Origin of the sequence: Streptomyces sp. AM 4-1-1, assembly GCF_029167625.1 — a bacterium.
GTDB lineage: Bacteria > Actinomycetota > Actinomycetes > Streptomycetales > Streptomycetaceae > Streptomyces.
Map to the genome: position 1 here is coordinate 2,826,337 of NZ_CP119145.1, position 17,326 is coordinate 2,843,662.

General features: G+C 68.3%; 18 protein-coding genes. 5 read left to right on the top strand and 13 right to left on the bottom strand.

The genetic code is table 11. The features are described from left to right. Positions 1-78 precede the first annotated feature (78 nt). Positions 79-462, bottom strand: coding sequence for a MarR family transcriptional regulator (locus PZB75_RS11905; protein ID WP_275535280.1), 384 nt, complete (start codon positions 460-462; stop codon positions 79-81). Between the two features lie 363 nt (positions 463-825). On the opposite strand from PZB75_RS11905, the gene PZB75_RS11910 reads away from it, so the two are divergent. The 4 genes from PZB75_RS11910 (at position 826) to PZB75_RS11925 (ending at position 3,764) form a co-directional block, all read left to right on the top strand. Next, a complete protein-coding gene (locus PZB75_RS11910; RefSeq protein ID WP_275535281.1) occupies positions 826-1,167 on the top strand; it encodes a metalloregulator ArsR/SmtB family transcription factor in 342 nt (113 codons plus the stop codon). 3 nt (positions 1,168-1,170) lie between these two features. Further along, positions 1,171-1,677 carry an SRPBCC family protein gene (locus PZB75_RS11915; RefSeq protein WP_275535282.1) on the top strand — a complete coding sequence of 169 codons (507 nt, stop codon included), beginning with the start codon at positions 1,171-1,173 and terminating at the stop codon, positions 1,675-1,677. Next, positions 1,677-2,297, top strand: a complete 621-nt coding sequence (locus tag PZB75_RS11920; protein WP_275535283.1) for a dihydrofolate reductase family protein — start codon at positions 1,677-1,679, stop codon at positions 2,295-2,297. The genes PZB75_RS11915 and PZB75_RS11920 overlap by 1 nt, the downstream gene beginning before the upstream one ends. 366 nt (positions 2,298-2,663) lie before the next feature. Beyond that, on the top strand, positions 2,664-3,764 hold the full coding sequence (locus PZB75_RS11925) for a helix-turn-helix domain-containing protein (protein WP_275535284.1): 1,101 nt from the start codon (positions 2,664-2,666) through the stop codon (positions 3,762-3,764). On the opposite strand, the gene PZB75_RS11930 is transcribed toward PZB75_RS11925, so the two are convergent. The 5 genes from PZB75_RS11930 to PZB75_RS11950 all read right to left on the bottom strand — a co-directional run bounded on the left by PZB75_RS11930 (position 3,742) and on the right by PZB75_RS11950 (position 9,916). Further along, on the bottom strand, positions 3,742-4,266 hold the full coding sequence (locus tag PZB75_RS11930) for a GNAT family N-acetyltransferase (RefSeq protein WP_275535285.1): 525 nt from the start codon (positions 4,264-4,266) through the stop codon (positions 3,742-3,744). The two genes, PZB75_RS11925 and PZB75_RS11930, sit on opposite strands and share 23 nt — an antisense overlap. Before the next feature lie 154 nt (positions 4,267-4,420). Beyond that, on the bottom strand, positions 4,421-4,774 hold the full coding sequence (locus tag PZB75_RS11935; RefSeq protein ID WP_275535286.1) for a beta/gamma crystallin domain-containing protein: 354 nt from the start codon (positions 4,772-4,774) through the stop codon (positions 4,421-4,423). Positions 4,775-5,495: 721 nt separating this feature from the next. Then, a complete protein-coding gene (gene mqnE, locus PZB75_RS11940; protein WP_275538679.1) occupies positions 5,496-6,659 on the bottom strand; it encodes an aminofutalosine synthase MqnE in 1,164 nt (387 codons plus the stop codon). A 324-nt stretch (positions 6,660-6,983) separates the two neighbouring features. After that, on the bottom strand, positions 6,984-9,131 hold the full coding sequence (locus PZB75_RS11945; RefSeq protein ID WP_275535287.1) for an MMPL family transporter: 2,148 nt from the start codon (positions 9,129-9,131) through the stop codon (positions 6,984-6,986). Between the two features lie 188 nt (positions 9,132-9,319). Next, positions 9,320-9,916, bottom strand: coding sequence for a TetR/AcrR family transcriptional regulator (locus PZB75_RS11950; protein WP_275535288.1), 597 nt, complete (start codon positions 9,914-9,916; stop codon positions 9,320-9,322). Between the two features lie 114 nt (positions 9,917-10,030). Between PZB75_RS11950 and PZB75_RS11955 the strand changes: the two genes are divergently transcribed. Then, the gene (locus PZB75_RS11955) at positions 10,031-11,236 is read left to right on the top strand and encodes an alpha/beta fold hydrolase (RefSeq protein ID WP_275535289.1); all 1,206 of its coding nucleotides are present in this window, start codon (positions 10,031-10,033) and stop codon (positions 11,234-11,236) included. Positions 11,237-12,166: 930 nt separating this feature from the next. Here PZB75_RS11955 and tmk read toward each other — a convergent pair. From tmk to PZB75_RS11990, 7 genes are all read right to left on the bottom strand, one after another. Then, entirely contained in the window at positions 12,167-12,808 is a 642-nt protein-coding gene (gene tmk / locus PZB75_RS11960; protein WP_275535290.1) for a dTMP kinase, read from the bottom strand. Then, positions 12,786-13,652 (bottom strand): aldo/keto reductase, encoded by an 867-nt coding sequence (locus PZB75_RS11965; protein WP_275535291.1) that lies wholly within the window; start codon positions 13,650-13,652, stop codon positions 12,786-12,788. Before PZB75_RS11965 ends, tmk begins: the two co-directional genes overlap by 23 nt. Next, on the bottom strand, positions 13,639-14,214 hold the full coding sequence (locus PZB75_RS11970) for a 3'-5' exonuclease (RefSeq protein ID WP_275535292.1): 576 nt from the start codon (positions 14,212-14,214) through the stop codon (positions 13,639-13,641). The genes PZB75_RS11965 and PZB75_RS11970 overlap by 14 nt, the downstream gene beginning before the upstream one ends. Then, on the bottom strand, positions 14,207-15,367 hold the full coding sequence (locus PZB75_RS11975; RefSeq protein WP_275535293.1) for a radical SAM protein: 1,161 nt from the start codon (positions 15,365-15,367) through the stop codon (positions 14,207-14,209). The genes PZB75_RS11970 and PZB75_RS11975 overlap by 8 nt, the downstream gene beginning before the upstream one ends. Positions 15,368-15,501: 134 nt before the next feature. Then, the gene (locus PZB75_RS11980; protein ID WP_275535294.1) at positions 15,502-16,419 is read right to left on the bottom strand and encodes a helix-turn-helix transcriptional regulator; all 918 of its coding nucleotides are present in this window, start codon (positions 16,417-16,419) and stop codon (positions 15,502-15,504) included. Then, positions 16,334-16,888, bottom strand: coding sequence for a DUF6879 family protein (locus PZB75_RS11985; protein WP_343286278.1), 555 nt, complete (start codon positions 16,886-16,888; stop codon positions 16,334-16,336). The genes PZB75_RS11980 and PZB75_RS11985 overlap by 86 nt, the downstream gene beginning before the upstream one ends. Continuing rightward, positions 16,885-17,121, bottom strand: coding sequence for a hypothetical protein (locus PZB75_RS11990; protein ID WP_275535296.1), 237 nt, complete (start codon positions 17,119-17,121; stop codon positions 16,885-16,887). Before PZB75_RS11990 ends, PZB75_RS11985 begins: the two co-directional genes overlap by 4 nt. Between the last annotated feature and the right edge of the window lie 205 nt (positions 17,122-17,326).

The following is a 17,326-nucleotide window of genomic DNA, read 5'->3' on the forward strand; positions in this document are numbered from 1 at the left end:
CCCGGTGCGTGCGCTGAGCCCCGGCCGGCCGGGGCGACCGTATACGCACCGGGAAGGGCGGGTGGTCTCGGCCCCGGTTCACGCAGGAGCGTTCGTACCGTCCGCCTGGCTCAGGTACTGCTCGATCCGCTCCTGGTTCTCGACAAGGCGTAGGCACAGGTGCCGCAACTGGGTCAGCTCGGCGGGCGTGAATCCGCGGAAGACCGACGCCATGGCCACCTGGGCGGGTCGGCGGAACGCCTCCAGCCAGGCCAGCCCGGCGGGTGTGATCCGGGCCAGGACCGATCGGCGGTCATGCGGGTCGGCGACCCGCTCGGCCAGTCCGCCGCGTTCGAGGGTGTCGACCAGCCCGGTGACATTGCGTGAACTCACCCCGGCGGCCTGGGCGAGCGCGCCGATGCTGATCCCGTCATCGGGCCCCGCGCTCAGACGGATCAGGAGGTCGAGCGCTCCCGCGCTCATCCCACGCCCCTCGGCACCACGGCTTCGGAGTCGTTCGACGGCGTGGGCGGCGCTGCGGACCGCTCCTGCGGCTTCGTGGGCGAGAGTGCCTTCTCCTGCGGTGAATTGGGCCATGGCGGACCTCACCCGGGGGTCGAAGAGGCTGCCGTCGGGATCGCGATCGACAGAGGACGGAGAGTTATGTACGTTCTTCATAATGAAGCAGCACTCTATTGCGTCTCCGCCGACTTGCCAAGGAGTAATGCTCGGCTGACTTGTGGATCGAAGCCCCGGGGTGCGTGCGACGGGCGATCGCCATCCGGCAGGACCCACCCGATTCCCGACCGGCTTGATGTATTCCGATAAGGGAATATGATGGCTGTCATGGCACGAGCAGCGACGACGTCGGACGTCTTCAACGCGATCGCCGAGCCGCAGCGCCGGGACATCCTGCTGCTGCTGCGGGCGGGTGAGCGGTCGGTGACCGAGGTGGCCCAGGAGCTGGGGATGGCCCAGCCGGGGGCGTCCAAACACCTGCGGGTGCTCCGGGAGGTCGGGCTGGTGCGGGACCGCAAGGTGGGCAAACAGCGCCTGTACGGCCTTGACGCCCGCGGGCTGCGACCGGTCCACGAGTGGACCGGCGGGTTCGAGCGGTTCTGGACCGAGAGCTTCGACCGGCTGGACGCATACGTGCAGGACCTCAAGCAGACAAAGCAGGAGGAGTGACCTATGGCAGCGGCAGAACGGGACACGTCGGCGCAGTCCGCGACGACCGACCGGGAGGTCGTCATCTCGCGGGTCGTCGACGCCCCGCGGGAGCTGGTGTTCGAGGCGTTCACCGAGGTGCGGCACCTGTCGCGGTGGTGGGGGCCGGAGGGGTTCACCACCACCACGCGGGCATTCGAGTTCCGCGTCGGCGGGGAATGGGTCTTCGTGATGCACGGACCGGACGGGACGGACTACCAGGAGTGGATCTCCTGGACCGGGCTCACCCCGCCGGAGCGGATCGAATTCCTCCACGGTGAGTCCCGCGACGACCCGAACGCCTTCGAGTCGGTCCTCACGTTCGCGCCCGACGGCGCGGCGACCCGGATCGAGATGCGCACGGTGTTCCCCACCAGGGAACTGCGCGACGAGGCGGTCGAGAAGTACCACGCGATCGAGGCCGGCCGGCAGACCCTGAGCAACCTGGCCACGTACGTCACCGAGATCGTTCGGAAGGGAGCGGAGGGCTGATGGCCGGGAAGGCGTTCTTCAGCGTGTCGATGTCGCTGGACGGGTTCATCGCGCCCGAGTCCCCGGAGGAATTGATGGGGCAGCAGTGGATGGAACTCCAGCAGTGGATCTTCCCGTTGCGGTTCTTCCGGGAGAACCTGAAGCTCGGCGAGGGCGGCGAGGAAGGGCGCGACAACGACATCGCGCGGGAGACGTTCGAGCGCACCGGCGCGAGCGTGATGGGCAAGCGCATGTTCGACGCCGGTGAGCAGGCGTGGCCGGAGGATGCTCCGTTCCACACGCCGGTCTTCGTCGTGACGCACGAGAAGCGTGACCCCTGGGAGCGGTCGGGTGGAACCACCTTCCACTTCGTCAACGACGGCATCGAGACCGCGCTCGACCTGGCCCGCGAGGCCGCCGGCGACCGGGACGTCCGCATCGCGGGCGGCGGCGCGACGATCCTGGAGTACGTGAACGCGGGCCTGATCGACGAGTTCTCGATCGCGCTGTCACCCGTGCTGTTCGGCTCCGGGATTCGTCTGTTCGACGGCGTGGACGCGTCCAGGGTCGCGCTGGAGCCGGTCCGTTCGGAGCCGTCGTCGCGGGTGACGCATCTGACCTACGCCGTGCACCCACGGTAGCCGCACGCGTACGCGACGAGATCCGCCCACCCTTCCTCACGCGCCCACCGGAACGCGGCAGGCCACGACCCGGTGGACCGCGACCCGGCGAACCAGGACGTGGATTCCCGCGACCCGGCAGACCGCGTCGCGGGAATCCACGACATCAAGGGCTTTAAATGCCCCGGGAAAACCAACCCCTCCCAACCCCTCCAGCCTCCCGTCACACTCCGTCACCCACATGGGTGAAAGCGGGCAACTCGACTGGCGCAGGGCCGGGTTCCTGTACATATGCTCACCGCGACAACGTCCAGAACATGAAACAGCCCCCGGCCGGGACGCACATCCCGATCGAGGGCCTGACCACCAGGAAGCAGAACCTTCCCCATGGCTTCCCAGCACTCTAGCGCGCCTCCGCGACCCTCCTCGGGCATTCGCCGCGCCGTCATCCCCTCCGGTGTCGTCCACGCCAACTCCCGCCACGCCAACCGCTACACGGTCATCGGCAACCACCTCGCGCAACACCGTGAGCTGTCGCTCGTGGCGGTCGGACTCGCCGTCCACATCCAGTCGCTGCCCGCCGGGGCGAAGGTCGGCATCAAGGTCCTCGCCGAGCGCTACCCGGAGAGCGAGACCCGCATCGCCGCCGCCCTGCGCGAACTGGAGACACACGGCTACCTGAGCCGTACCCGCGACCGGCTGCCCAGCGGCCGGGTCGTCACACGGACCGTGTCGTACAACCAGCCGAGCACCGCCGCCGCCCGCCCGACGCCCACCCCGGCACCAGCGCGTCCCTCACAGGCGCCCGACCCGGCGGCCGCTCCGGCCACCGAGCGGAAACGGCCGACCGTCGCCGATACACCAGTACAGCCCGAGACACCCAAGTCCGACCCCGAGCCCTGCCCCGTAGCCACGCCCGCTCCCACTTCCCTGCCCATGCCCACTCCCGCTCCATCAAGCCCAGCCGCGCCCGCCTCTCCGCCCCCGCCCCCGAAGCCCCGGTCCGAGCCGCACATCCCCGGTGGTCCCCCACTCCACCGCACCGCCGCCGATCTGCTCGCCGACCTGCGCCGATACGAACCCCGACTGGTCCTGGCGGAGCGCGACGTACACCGTCTCGCCCCCGCCGTCGCCACCTGGCTGGAACGCGGCACCGGCCCCGACGCCGTGCGCCACGCCCTGACCGGAAGCCTTCCCGAGCCCCTGAAACACCCGGCGGGCTTTCTCGCCCACCGGCTCGCCGCGCAGTTGCCCCCCGCGCTCCCGAAACCCATGACACCCACGACACCCACGCCCTCACCTCCCCGCCCCGACCCGTTCCAGGACTGCGAAGGCTGCGACCGCCCCTTCCGCGCGCCCGAACCCGGCCACTGCCGCGACTGCCGCGCAGGCGGACGACCGGCGCTCCGACCGGCGGTGGACCGCCTCGCCGAGGACGGCGGAACCGAGGCCACGACGGTCGAGGTCAGTGCAGCTCCAGCAGCATGATCACGTCGTCGCGGTCGTCCCCCTCGGCGACCCGGATGGCGCCCGGCACCCGGCCCACCTCCTTGTAGCCGCACGCGGCGTAGAAGCGGTCGGCGCCCGTGCCACCACGGCAGGCGAGCCGGACGGCCTCGATGCCGTCGAGACTCCGCGCGGCATCGGCCGCCGCGGCCATCAGGGCGCGCCCGGCGCCCTTGCCCTGGTGGCCGGGGTGGACCATCACGGTGTACAGCCAGAGCCAATGGGTCATCAGCCGGTGCGAGTTGAGGGTGAGAAACGCCGTGGCGGCGACCGATCCCGCCTCGTCGCGTCCGACGAGCAGACGGGTGCGGCCCTCGGCGATCGCGGCGAGGTGCTTGACCAGTTCGGGCCGGACCTCGTCGACGGTGACGGGCGGCACGAAGCCCACGGCGCCGCCCGCGTTGGAGACGTCCGTCCAGAGCGCGACGATGCCGTCCCGCAAGGTCCGGTCGAAGGTGGGGTCGAACTCAAATGTAAGTGCCATTACCGCAGACTAGCTCTTACCCCGCCGCCCTTCGCAAGCCTGTTTCCGAGCCGACACGCACTGCGTCGCATGCCCGCGCTGCTTCGCATGCCGATGCCGGCCACGCCCACAAGAGCGTGACCAGCTCGCTCACCGGCAGCCGGATGTCAGGTCCTCACACGATCTGGATGGCGACGACCTTCGGTGGGCGGTTCGGGAAGGTGATGTCGTGCCAGCGCGCGATCTTCACCGAGTCACCGTTGGCGTCGTAATAGATCAGGTCGTTGTTACCCGTGGAGATCCGGTCGACCCACCACCCGCCGAAGTCGGTCTTCCCGCCGTTCGCGTAACAGTCGACGCTCTCGCGGCCGTTGAGGTGCGACCAGATCTTCAGGAAGTTCTCGCCGCCGACGCATTGGACGTGGTCGATGGCGAAGGCGGTGCCGCTCGGCACGCTGACGGTGAAGCCGGCCGCCGCGACGAGGGCCATGGCCATGGAACAGACGGTCCTCTTGGTTTTCGAGATCACAGATACTCCTTTACGAAGCCCGGCGCGGGGAGCGCGCCGCCTGATGTCCGGCACGGAACGCGTTGACTGTTGCGAAGAGGGTTCGGGATCAGCCGGGCAGTCCCCCGGTACGGCGGTGGGTGTTCCCGGCCTGGCCGGCGCTCCGCACGTTGATTCCGGGCCCGGCCGGTATCTGGACCAGCGCACCGCTGACCTACTTCCAGTCGGCCATCTTGCTGGCTCCTTTCCGCTGGGAGACGCCACACAAGACGTTCCCACGGCGGAACGATTCGCCTCGTAGAGGTATTTGTCAGACGAACATGATTCTTGTCCTGAAAGCCGCGTTTGCGAGATGAGTGGCAGACCCAGGCTGCGTCGGCGCGGTTCAGGGGACGGTCACAGTGGCGCAAACCGCAGTCGTCACTGTGGGTTGTTCGCGGTGATCGCGTTGACGCGGACGAGCAGGGAGACGGCAGCAGCCGATCGTTTGCGTCGGGACGGCTCCAGGTCAGCGGGGTGCGGCAGCCCCCGGACGTACCACCTGTACACAGGGGAAAGCCCCGGCCGTGGACGGCCGGGGCTTTCCCTGAGGTCAAACGGATGCAGCGACAGAGCTGACGGAGCCTGCGGAACGGGCGGCGCGAGCTTCGCGGACGCCGCGGACATCGCACGCGTCGCGGACACCGCAGGCGCCGCGAGTCGCCGCAGGCGGCGCGGATATCGACGGCCGCCCGCGCCGACCTCAGACCCGCATCGGCTGCGGCGACTCGCGGCGCTCCTCGTCCGGGCCCGGGTACTCACGGATGATCTCGTACCGGGTGTTCCGCTCGACCGGCCGGAAGCCCGCGTCGCGGATCAGGTCCAGCAGGTCCTCGCGGCCCAGCTTGTTCGGCGTGCCGTAGTTGTCCGCGTCGTGCGTGATCTTGTACTCGACGACCGAGCCGTCCATGTCGTCCGCGCCGTGCTGGAGCGCCAGTTGAGCGGTCTGCACACCGTGCATCACCCAGAAGACCTTCACGTGCGGGACGTTGTCGAACAGCAGCCGGGAGACCGCGAACGTCTTCAGCGCCTCGGCGCCGGTCGCCATCGTCGTACGCGCCTGGAGCCGGTTGCGGATCTTGCCGTCCTTCATGTCCACGAAGTCGTGCTGGTAGCGCAGCGGGATGAAGACCTGGAAACCGCCGGTCTCGTCCTGGAGTTCACGCAGCCGCAGCACATGGTCGACGCGGTGCCTGGGCTCCTCGATGTGCCCGTACAGCATCGTCGCCGGGGTCTTCAGACCCTTCTCGTGCGCGAGCCGGTGGATGCGCGACCAGTCCTCCCAGTGGGTGTTGTGGTCGACGATGTGCTGGCGGACCTCCCAGTCGAAGATCTCCGCGCCACCGCCGGTCAGCGACTCCAGGCCGGCTTCGATCAGCTCGTCGAGGATGTCGGAGGCGGAGAGCCCGGAGATCGTCTCGAAGTGGTGGATCTCGGTGGCCGTGAACGCCTTCAGCGAGACCTGCGGCAGGGCTTCCTTCAGCGCGCTGAGCGAGCGCGGGTAGTAGCGCCACGGGAGGGTGGGGTGCAGACCGTTGACGATGTGCAGCTCGGTCAGGTTCTCGCCCTCCATCGCCTTCGCGAGCCGGACGGCCTCCTCGATGCGCATGGTGTACGCGTCCTTCTCGCCCGGCTTGCGCTGGAACGAGCAGTACGCGCACGACGCGGTGCACACGTTGGTCATGTTGAGGTGGCGGTTCACGTTGAAGTGGACGACGTCACCGTTCTTACGCGTCCGCACCTCGTGGGCGAGGCCGCCGAGCCACGCCAGATCGTCCGATTCGTAGAGGGCGATGCCGTCCTCACGAGTCAGCCGCTCCCCCGCGCGGACCTTCTGCTCCAGCTCACGCTTGAGTCCCGCGTCCACTAGGGCGCCTCCCATATCTCTCCACAACAGACTTGCGACCAACCGTACGCCTACGGGCCGTCCCCCTCCGTGGCGGGCGTGACGAGGACAGTCCGCGGACGCCTCGACGGGGGACCGAAACACCCGCATACGTCCAGTATGTACGTGCGGTACGCGGGCGAGACATCCCTCACCGGCCCCGGGCGGACGGCCTGCCCAGCGCCCGCCCGATCGCCCGGCCGCTGCCCCGCCCGACCGCTGCCCCGCCCGACCATCTGCCCCTCTGCCCGGCCGCCGGGCCGCCCGGCCGTCGGGTCAGCGGTCGCCGGGTCAGCGGTCGCTGGGTCAGCGGTCGCCGTCGATGCGGTTGGGCCACCAGACGGCCGGGCCGATGTGGCGGACGAGCGCCGGGACGAGCAGCGAACGCACCACGAGTGTGTCGAGCAGCACACCGAAGGCGACGATAAACGCGATCTGCGCCATGAACGCGAGCGGAATCACGACCAGCGCGGCGAAGGTCGCGGCCAGGACGACACCGGCGGAGGTGATGACTCCACCGGTCGCGGTCAGACCGGTCAGGACCCCGGCGCGGGTGCCGTGCCGACGGGCCTCCTCGCGGACGCGGGTCATCAGGAAGATGTTGTAGTCCACGCCGAGCGCCACCAGGAAGACGAACCCGTACAGCGGTACGGAGGCGTCGGTGCCGGAGAACCCGAAGCCGTAGGTGAAGACCAGGGCCGTCACTCCGAGCGTGGCCAGATAGTTCAGGGCCACACTGCCCACCAGCAGCACCGGCAGGAACAGGCTGCGCAGCAGGGCGATCAGGATCAGCAGGATGATCGCCAGGACCAGCGGGATGATCAGGGTGCGGTCGTGGGACGCGGTGCGCTGTGTGTCGTACTGCTGGGCGGTGTACCCGCCGACACGCGCGTCCGCCCCGTCGACGGAGTGGACGGCCTGCCGCAGCCGGGGAATCGTCGCCTTGGCCGCGTCGCTGTCCGAGGCGGCGGTGAGCGTCGCGTCGATGCGTACCTGGCCGTCGACCACGGCGGGCCTGCCGCCACCGGGGCGGCCGTCCTCGCCGACAGTGGCCGCGTCGGCGACCCCGTCCGTGTCCCGGGTCGCCTTGAGCACCTGCTGAGCGTGGTCCGCGCGGGCGATGACGACGGCGGGGTTGCCCGCGCCGGCCGGGAAGTGCTCGGCGAGGGCCCGCTGACCGGCGACCGAGCGGGCGTCGTTGATGAAGATCTCGTCCAGCGGCACGCCCTGCGCCTTGAGCAGGGGCGAGAAGGCGGCGCAGGCGGCCAAGGCCACCAGGGTGGTGATCCAGATGCGTCGAGGACGGCGGTCCACCAGCGCGGCGACCCGCGGCCACAGCCCTCGCCCGCCCGGCTCCCCCTGCTCGCTTCCTCCGTCCCTCTCCGCCTGCTCGGCCCGTACGGCCCGCTCCGCCTGCTCGGTCCCGGCGGTCTTCCCGGGGGTGAGGCGGGCGGGCCAGTAGGCGGCGCGACCCAGCAGTACGAGTACGGCGGGCAGGAACGTCAACGCGGCGATCACCGCGCACACGACCCCGATCGCGCCGACCGGCCCGAGTGAACGGTTGTTGGTGAGGTCGCTGACGAGCAGGGCCAGCAGCGCCAGGGCGACCGTGGCGGCGCTGGCGGTGATCGCGCCGACCGAGCGGCGCCAGGCCACCCGCATCGCGGCGAACCGGTCCTGACCCGCCGCCAGCTCCTCACGGAAGCGCGCGGTCAGCAGGAGCGCGTAGTCGGTGGCCGCGCCGATGACCAGGATGAACAGGATGCCCCGCACCTGTCCGTCGACGCGTACGACATCGCGGTCGGCCAGCGCGTAGACCACGGCGGAGGCCACCGCCAGCGCGAACACAGCCGTCAGGATCACGGTCAGCGGCAACAGCACGCTGCGGTACACCACCAACAGGATCAACAGGACCACGCCCAGCGCCACCCCGAGGAGCAGCCCGTCGATCCCGGCGAACGCCTCCGACAGATCGGCCTGGGTGGCCGCCGGGCCGGACAGTCGGACCTCGGTGTCCGGTACGCGGTCGGCGGCGGCCCGGACGGCGTCCACCGCCGTGCCCATGTCCTCGCCCAGGTCGCTCTTCAGCGGTACGACGCCTTGCAGGGCCCGGCCGTCCTTGGACGGGACGGCGGGACTGGCCAGGCCCGTCGCTCCCTCGACCTTCGCCGCGGCCTGGAGTGCCCGGTCCGCCCGCTCGCGCTGCGCGTCGGTGATCCTGCCGGAATCGCCGACCCAGACGATGATGACGGGCACCGTCTGTTCCTTCTGGAACTCCCGCTGGAGCTCATTGACCCTGGTGGACTCGGCGCTCTCGGGAAGGAAGGCGGCCTGGTCGTTGGTGGCGACCTGGCCGAGCTTCCCGGCGAACGGCCCGGTCGTCCCGCCGACCAGCAGCCACACCACCACAGCCAGCGCGGGAAGGAGCCAGCGCCACCGGCCGGGTCTCGTCATCGGTCGTCCTCCGTACATCGGGCGGGGCGTGGATCGGGGTCGGGCGTCGGTCGGGGTCGGGCCAGTGCCTCGTACCCCTCGCAGCCCATCACACCCTCCCTCCCCGTGACGCGTGCTGTGCGGCCGTACGGAGAAGGCCGCCGACCACTTTCCCAGGTCACCCCGCTCGCTGATGGGGATCGGTTGAGCTATGCGGCGAGGGCGGCGATGACCTTGTCTGTCATACGGGCGAGGAGGTCCGGGTCGGTGGGGGCCTGCCGGACCACGGTGGCCCAGTACAGCGGGCCCGCCAGGAAGTCGAGGCCGAGGTCCAGGTCGGTGTCGGCGGGCAGTTCGCCGCGCTCGACGGCCCGGCGCAGGATCGTGCCGACCTTTTCGCGGCGCTCTTCGCCGATGCGTTCGCCCAGCGTGGCGGCGATGCCCGGGTGGTAGGCACGGGCGGCGAGCAGATCGGGCAGGATGCGGGAGACCAGCGGGTGGCGCAGTGCCTGGTCGGTCTTGGTGAGGTAGGCCAGTACGTCGCCGCGCAGGCTGCCGGTGTCGGGGGTGTCGGCGGCGGTCACCGAGACCTGGACGACGAGGTCGACGGCCGTGGCCTCCTTGGACGGCCAGCGCCGGTAGATGGCGGCCTTGCCCGTGCCGGCGCGGCGGGCGACGGCTTCCAAGGAGAGTTTCCCGTAGCCGACTTCGGCGAGTTCCTCGAAGAAGGCGGTACGGAGTGCGTCGGTGACGGTGTCCTGCAGGACCGGGCCGCCCGGAGGGCGGGCTGGGGCTGATCGGCTCATGACCGAAAGCATACCCAAGACGGAACGGTTGCGTCTCGGGTAATCGAAGGGTACGGTCACACTCGAAGCGAGACGGAACCGTACCGTCTCGACAATGGATGATGGGAGACAGCCATGAAGTTCCTCTTCGACGACGAGTCCTTCGCTTTCGAGACCCTGCGCACCGCCTCCTTCGCCCCCTACGGCGGCGCCGATCTCGGGGAGATCATCGTCACTGCCCGTGCCGTCCCCGACGGCGATGAGGACGCCTGGTACCAGCAGTGGCGCGCCACCGCCGCCCGCGTCCACGCCCTGGGCGAGAAGGCTCTGGCCGCCGGCCACCGAGTCAGCGCTCGCGAAGCCCTGTTGAGGGCATCGAACTACTACCGCACCGCCGAGTTCTACCTCCGCGACAACCCCTTCGACGATGACCGGGCCAAAGAGCTCTCACGCCTGGCGCGCAGCACGTTCGCCACGGCCGCCACCCACCTGGACACCCCGGTCGAGCCAGTCGCGATCCCTTACGAGAACACGACCCTGCCCGGCTACCTCTTCCTGGTCGACGACTCCGCGACCCCGCGCCCCACCGTCATCTTCACCAGCGGTTTCGACTCGGTCCTGGAAGAGTCGTACTTCGCCGTCGCGGCGGCCGCCCTGCGCCGCGGCTACAACTGCCTCGCCTACGACGGCCCCGGACAGGGCGCCGCCCTGCGCGAGCAGCACCTCTTCTTCCGCCCCGACTGGGAAGCGGTCCTCACCCCTGTCGTCGACCACGCCCTCACCCGACCGGAGATCGACCCCGACCGCATCGCGCTGCACGGCTACAGCTTCGGCGGCCACCTGGTCGCCCGCGCCGCCGCCTTCGAGCACCGCGCCGCGGCCCTCGTACTGGACGGCGGCATCTACAGCTACTACGACGCCACCACCCGGCTGGTCCCGCCGTGGCTGCTGCAGTGGGCACTGGACGGCCGCGACGAAGAAGTCGAGCAGGTCCTGCCGCTGGCCCTGACACGCAATACATCCCTGCGCTGGGCTCTGCGCAACGGCGTCTGGACCTTCGGCGCCGACTCCATCCCCGACTACGTGCGCCGCTCCCGCCCCTACACCCTTGAGGGCGTCGCCCAGCAGATCACCACCCAGGCCCTCATCTTCGACCCGGACAACGACTTCGCCTTCAACGGCGAACCACTCCGCATGCACCAGGCCCTCAAAAGCCCGAGCACCTTGATCACCCTCCCCGAGACGGAGGGCGCCGGTGAACACTGCGGCTACGGCGGCCGCTCGACCCTCCACCAGCACATGTACGACTGGCTCGACGAAACCCTCCGAGCCCACGTCTAAAGGGTTGTCCCGCTATCGGCGCCCCTGTTCGACGTAGGGTCCGCGGAACGGCGCTGCGGCGCTGTTGTCTCGGCGACATGAGAGGGCATCGTTGATTCCGAACCCCACCTGCTGCTTCTGCTATCAGGTCATCGATCTCGACCAGGACGGGGCAGCGACCGAGCTCAGGCTGGGTGCGGTTGACCCAGTGCGAGGCGGCGCCGTGCGGCAGCATGCGTATTCACACTCAGACTGTCTGCGTGAACGGGTTCACCCGAACATCGACTTGTGGTTTGAGTTCTGAGGCCGGTCCGACCTTCAAGCTGTCGACCGTAGGCGCGATGATCCTGTGACGCCTCGCGTGATCGCGGCGTCGGAACCCTGCTGGATAGCCCGGTTCACCGGGCTGAACCCGAGGCAGTTGCCGTCGTCGTCATAGGTGTAGTGGACGGTCTGGTTGGTGGAGGAAACGGTGGTGATGCGGTCGCGATGGTCGTAGGTGTGGTGACCGTCTCGACGCGGCCGGAGGAGTCGTAGCCGTACTTGTGAGCCATCCTGGTGCTTGCAGAACGTCGTGGCATAGGAGAGAGCTCTCGTTCTCCGCGAAGCGCCGCATTGCGCGCTCAAGTTCGTCAAGCTGGTCGTCTGGCGCATCGCTGGCTACCCGCATATAGCCATAGATCAAGGGCTTCACGGTCATCTCCCACGTTGGGACCAGACCGGCGACGGGCACAGGGCTCGCCGTCGCGTCCGGCCGGCTGGGTGGCAGCTCCTCAGAGCGCGAGGTCGTGCTCCGCGAGCACTGCTCGCTCGCACGGGATAAATAGAGCCACACACCACACACAGGCCGTTGTCGTCGGTGTGCTCGTTCAGAACCACAGTGGCGAGCTGGTGAGGTGCTTCGACTTCGCCATTCGCCTCGGGCGCGGTGACCGTCTCGACCATGCCCGCTCACCCGGCAGCCGGAGCGAAGAAGGTCAGCAGCCGGTCGCGGATCAGCGCTGCGGACTGCTCGGGAGGTCGCTTGTTCACGTCGACCCGCAGCACGTCGAAGCCCGCCTGAATCAGCCGCTCGGTGGCCTGCCGGTAGAAGTGGGTCTCAGCGTGCGAACTGCCCGGCGAGAGCTGGAAACGGTTGTGCGGCCCGCGCTCCTGGAGCCGTTCCGAGATGACTTCGGGGTCGGCTTCCAGGATGACGGCGAGGTCGGGCCGGTCAGCCTCGGCGTTGAGCTCCCAGAGGAAGGCCGGATCAATGCCGTCGAACCGCTGCATCACCAGACCTGACGGGACATACCTGTCGCTCAGCACGACGCGGCCGGCCTCGGTGTTGGGCCGGACTTCGGCTGCAAGGTGCTGGTAGCGGTCGGCCGCGTACAAGCAGGCGAGGGCGTGACCGGTGGTCGTCTCAGTCAGCTGCCGACACAGCGTGCCGATGGGGCCGGTGCTCGGCTCGGCCGTGACGTGGACCTCTTCGCCAGCAGCCACCAGAAGTTGCGCGAGGTGCTGGACGATCGTGGACTTCCCGGCGCCGCTCGGCCCGTCGACGCTGACGAACAGGCCGCGCTGGTGGTCAGAAAGGGGTCTGAGGCTCATCGTTGCCCCCTCCCGACTTGTGGCCGGTGACCGACAGTTCGATAGCGGTCATGGCTTCAGGAATGAGGCTAATCTGACGGGCTGCCAGGTTCTCGCGGAGACGTGCACTGGAACTGGTTCCGGGGATCGGCGCCATTACGGGTGATCGGTGCAACAGCCAGGCGAGCGCGAGCTGGGCAGGTGTCGCGCCGTACTGGGTAGCCAGCTCTTGAAGGACGCCGTGAGGCTCGGCGAGCCGACCTGATGCCAGCGGGGCGTACGGCACAAAGGCGATACCGGCGAGTTCGCAGTGGCGAAGAACCTCCTCGCACACCCGGTTGGACACGCTGTACTTGTTCTGCACGGCCGCAACGTCAACCAGTTCGCCGGCCGTGCGGAGCTGTTCCAAGGTCACCTTGGACAGCCCGATATTGGCGATCTTCCCTTCGGCCTGTATGTCCCGCAGCACGCCGAGTTGGTCTTCCAAGGGAACGGCGGGGTCGATGCGGTGCAGGTAGTAGAGATGGATTCGTTCGACCTGGAGCCGCCGAAGGCTCATCTCGACGCACTGCCGCAGGTACTCCGGCCGTCCACACGGTGCCCACTGGTTCGGGCCTTGGCGAGTGAGACCGCCCTTGGTGGCGATGACCAAGCCCACGGGGTAGGGATGCAACGCCTTGCGGATGTACTTCTCGGCGGTGAATGGGCCGTAGGCATCGGCGGTGTCGATGTGCGTCACGTCCGCTTCGACCGCATCACGGAGCACCTGCATGGCCTGCGCCGGGTCGTCCGGCGCACCCCAGTGGCCAGGGCCGGTGAGCTGCATGGAGCCGAGGCCGACCCGGTTCGGATCAGAAGAGAGCATCTTCGTCAACCTCCTCGGGAGGTCGGCCACGCAGGTTCTCCAGGCTGGCGGCCTTGGTGGCGAGCAGTACGAACAACCGCGCGGCGACCAGGGCGTCATACGTCGCCCGGTGCGGGCTGAGGCCGTCTGGCAGTCCCTCGTCCAGGCTGTACGCCTCGACCAGGTTCCCGAGTCGGTAGCTGTCGAGGCCCGGCACCAACCGCCGCGCCAGCTTCAGCGTGTCGAACACCTCCGGCGATTCCCAGCCGGGGAGCTTGCGGCTCAGCACACCGAGGTCGACGTGGGCGTTGTGCGCCACGAGGGCGTCAGCGTCCAGGGCGGCGAGCACGTTGCCGGTGATGGCCTCGAACGACGGGCAGCCGGCCACGTCCTTGTTGGTCAGGCCGTGGATGCGGGTGGCGAAGTGCTTGATCGGGGCATCCGGCTTGACCAGCCAGCTCAAGGGCTCCCCGATGACACCGCCGACCACGGGGACAGCGGCCAACTCCACCAGGTCGGGCGGCTGCTGGCCGTTGCCCTCGACGTCCACGACCACGAAGTGCAGGCTCGTCCAGTCAGTCATCTTGCTTCTCGCCCTTCCAGCCGATGTCGGCACGGCCGTGCCGACGTTCACGGTGCGGGTGGTGCACGTCGTGGACCTGGAAGCCGAGGGCGTGTTGCAGGTAGTAGCGCGGCTGCTCGGTCTCCAGGCCGGACACCACGGCCGCCCGCTCGGTGATGTCCACAACCACAAGACCACGGGCCTCGGGCAGGCTTGCGGAGACCTCCCGGATTCGGTCGGGTGACGGCCGAGTGTGTGCGTTCCGACAGAGTTCGAGCTGATTCAGCGGGCAGATGTCGCACAGCTCCGGCCCAATGCCGTAATGCCCGTTGTAGTCCGCCAGACCGTGCGCGTACGCGACGGCGCACGAGGTCTTGCGGAACAGTGGAGTGGTGTTGCCGAACGCCGCGAGGATGCGCTCCTCCAGCGTCTCCGGCACGATCTTCCGCCGGGCGGTCTCGTCGTACGGCTCGGGCAGGCCGTTGGCCATGTAGTAGTCCGCGATCTCGCCCCGGTAGAACAGGCCGGTGAACACCGTGGCGTCGGCGTGCTGGGCGAGCTGGTAGGCCGCGTCCAGGTGTTCCGGCGTGTCGTTAAGACCGGGCACTAGCGGACGCCAATAGAGGACTGTGCGATACCGGCGCCGCGCCGGCCTGCTCATGAGCTTCAGGGAATCAGCCGCCACCGAAGACGGGTATGGCTCGATCTCCTTGTTGTCAATGCCGCTGTACGTGAACAGCAACGTCAGCTTGATGTGACGCAGCTGGTTCAGCCGCTCGACGTCCTCGGGCTTCATCTGATGTCTGGTGATGACGAGGACGTGGTTGGTCAGCTCGCGCTCGTCCAGGTCCTCCAGCACGGCGAGGGTGTGCGGCCGGACGACCGGGAGGAACGGGTCGGTGGCCCGGTTGAACACCTGCACCGGGGTCACGTGCGGCTGGAAGTACCGGTGGGTCACCAACTTCTCCACGGCCTGGGCGTCGGACATGAGCGCCCGCGGTACGCGCTGGTCCCACAGGCCGTAGGTGTGCCGGATGCAGTACGCGCAGTCCAGCGGGCACCCCTGGATGTGGTTCAGGCTGAGGCCGCTCTTGCGGTACTCCACGACCTCACGGGCGCGGTCGGGAAGCTTGTCGATCTGGTCCCTGCTGAGCAGGGCAATGCGGGTCGCCACTGGCTACTCCCAAGTCCCTTGCGGATGGACGCTGTTCGGCGCCCCTACCAGGAGGGTAGAAAGGAAAGGCCGTGGTGAATAGAAAGTTTCTTGGTATTTCTCGAAATATCCCAGACGAGCGAATGCCTAGGAAATCACTCGCCATCTTCCAAGGGCTCCGGGGCAAGGTCGTCAATGACCCGGTTGATGATCGCCCGCACACTCCGGCCGTAACCGGCGACTCCGGCCAAGCTCTCGAAGATGCCGCCGTACAGCGCGATCTCCTGCGGCTGGGCAAGGTTCAGCTCGGCCGAAAAGGTCTCGACCATCGCGCGGTCGTTGTCCAGCAACCAGAAGCCGTGCGCAGGTGCGACAACATAGGCCGTCTCGAACCCGATGATGCCAAGCTGCACGTTGGGCAGGGCCGACAGCGAGACCAGACGGTCGAGCTGCCCGAGCATGATCTCCGGTGGGCACAGCCGATACCGAAGAGCCGCCTCCGTGAGCACGAAGTGGAAGCGCTTGTCAGCCCGGTACAGGATGTCTTGGCGCTGCACCCGCGCGGCAACCGCCTCGTCAATGTCGTTGCGGACCTTGAACACGGTGATGCTCTGCGCGAAGCGGTAGCGGGCGTACTCGGCGGTCTGGAGCAGGCCGGGGATGAAGGTGGACTCGAACGCCCGGAATAGCCGCGTCTTGGCGTTGATATCCGCGACCTCTTGTTGGTGCGGCTTCAGGCCGACGCGCAGCTGTCGTTGCCACTCGGCGTGCTGTACCTCAAGCGTATGGAGCGAGGCGAGCAACCCTTCCGTCTCGCCCTCGCTGTTGGTCCCCCGCGTCCAGTCGTGTACGTCGTCGTCGGTCGGCGTCTGCTTGCCGTTCTCCAGCTTCGACACCTTGGAGGGTGGCCACGACAACGACTCCGCGAGCGCCCGCCCGCTCAGTCCTGCGGCGGTGCGGAGCTCGCGGAGTCGCTTGCCGAGTGCGTCACGTGCTTCGTGAACGCTCGTGATGCCGGTCGTTCGCTTCGGTGGCAAAGTCGTCCCGTCGTACGGCGCGGTGCCAAGCCGCATCTCGCCAGTAGTTGTGCTGCACGATCCCGGCGGGGTCTTCGATCAGTTCGCCGCCCAGGAAGTTCTCATCGTCGTCGAAGTGCATCCGCACCAGCTTGGACGAGTCGAACAACCAGTAGTCGTAGTCCGGCAGGCCGGAGGCGTCGTCGCGCCTCAAGTACCTGATGTTCTCGCCGGCCTGGTTGGTGTGCTCCGAGCAGAAGATGCCGAACCGGCTGTAGTCGGTGAGAGGCGCGCTTACGACTCGGACACGTGAGAACTGCCGGCCTGCCGCGGTGGCCTCCCGGATCATGCTCAACCAGTTCTGGAACCAGCCCATGTCCACCGGCTCACCTGCCGTGAACTGGTTAAGCGCCGTGGCCTCGTTGGCCGACTTGTAGATGTCGCGCGTCTCTAGCCGGAAGGCAGTGTGCTCGAAACTGCGGAAGAGCTGGCCGAACTCGGGGCCGGGTTCGATGATGCGGCTCAGCGCAGACCCTCCTGCTCCAGGTAGCGGAGGACGTACATCTTGAGCACGTCCTCCGGGATCTCGATCAGGGTCTCGTGGTCGGGCACGTCCCCGACATCTGCGAGCGCCTGGGGGTCGGTGACCTTCCAGCCCTGGGCGATGTACGTCACCCGGTCGGTGCGGTCAGTGGCGAAGAGGGTGGGCGACTGCCCCTCCTGGGACTCGGGGTCCTTGCCGAGGAACTGTGCACGCATCGTTGCCTCCGTTGCGAGAAACTTGGCGAACCGTTCTCGATCATCGTGGCCCACGGGTGGACGCCCGTCAACGGCCCGTTGAATGACCCTCGTTGGTTTCGAACCCGTACCGGACGACAAGTGTGTCGGCTTCCGCTTTGCGGAGCAGATCCTTTAGTCCGAAATCACGCATGTTGATCAAAAACTCATGGGTTTCTCGTCCAGG

Coding starts and splice junctions, on each gene's coding strand:
- PZB75_RS11990 (WP_275535296.1), bottom strand. CDS start 17,121: ATGCGTGCACAGTTCCTCGGCAAGGACCCCGAGTCCCAGGAGGGGCAG.
- PZB75_RS11980 (WP_275535294.1), bottom strand. CDS start 16,419: ATGCGGCTTGGCACCGCGCCGTACGACGGGACGACTTTGCCACCGAAG.
- PZB75_RS11905 (WP_275535280.1), bottom strand. CDS start 462: ATGAGCGCGGGAGCGCTCGACCTCCTGATCCGTCTGAGCGCGGGGCCC.
- PZB75_RS11965 (WP_275535291.1), bottom strand. CDS start 13,652: ATGCTCTCTTCTGATCCGAACCGGGTCGGCCTCGGCTCCATGCAGCTC.
- PZB75_RS11950 (WP_275535288.1), bottom strand. CDS start 9,916: ATGAGCCGATCAGCCCCAGCCCGCCCTCCGGGCGGCCCGGTCCTGCAG.
- PZB75_RS11910 (WP_275535281.1), top strand. CDS start 826: ATGGCACGAGCAGCGACGACGTCGGACGTCTTCAACGCGATCGCCGAG.
- PZB75_RS11920 (WP_275535283.1), top strand. CDS start 1,677: ATGGCCGGGAAGGCGTTCTTCAGCGTGTCGATGTCGCTGGACGGGTTC.
- PZB75_RS11945 (WP_275535287.1), bottom strand. CDS start 9,131: ATGACGAGACCCGGCCGGTGGCGCTGGCTCCTTCCCGCGCTGGCTGTG.
- PZB75_RS11955 (WP_275535289.1), top strand. CDS start 10,031: ATGAAGTTCCTCTTCGACGACGAGTCCTTCGCTTTCGAGACCCTGCGC.
- PZB75_RS11915 (WP_275535282.1), top strand. CDS start 1,171: ATGGCAGCGGCAGAACGGGACACGTCGGCGCAGTCCGCGACGACCGAC.
- tmk (WP_275535290.1), bottom strand. CDS start 12,808: ATGAGCCTCAGACCCCTTTCTGACCACCAGCGCGGCCTGTTCGTCAGC.
- PZB75_RS11925 (WP_275535284.1), top strand. CDS start 2,664: ATGGCTTCCCAGCACTCTAGCGCGCCTCCGCGACCCTCCTCGGGCATT.
- PZB75_RS11970 (WP_275535292.1), bottom strand. CDS start 14,214: ATGACTGACTGGACGAGCCTGCACTTCGTGGTCGTGGACGTCGAGGGC.
- PZB75_RS11930 (WP_275535285.1), bottom strand. CDS start 4,266: ATGGCACTTACATTTGAGTTCGACCCCACCTTCGACCGGACCTTGCGG.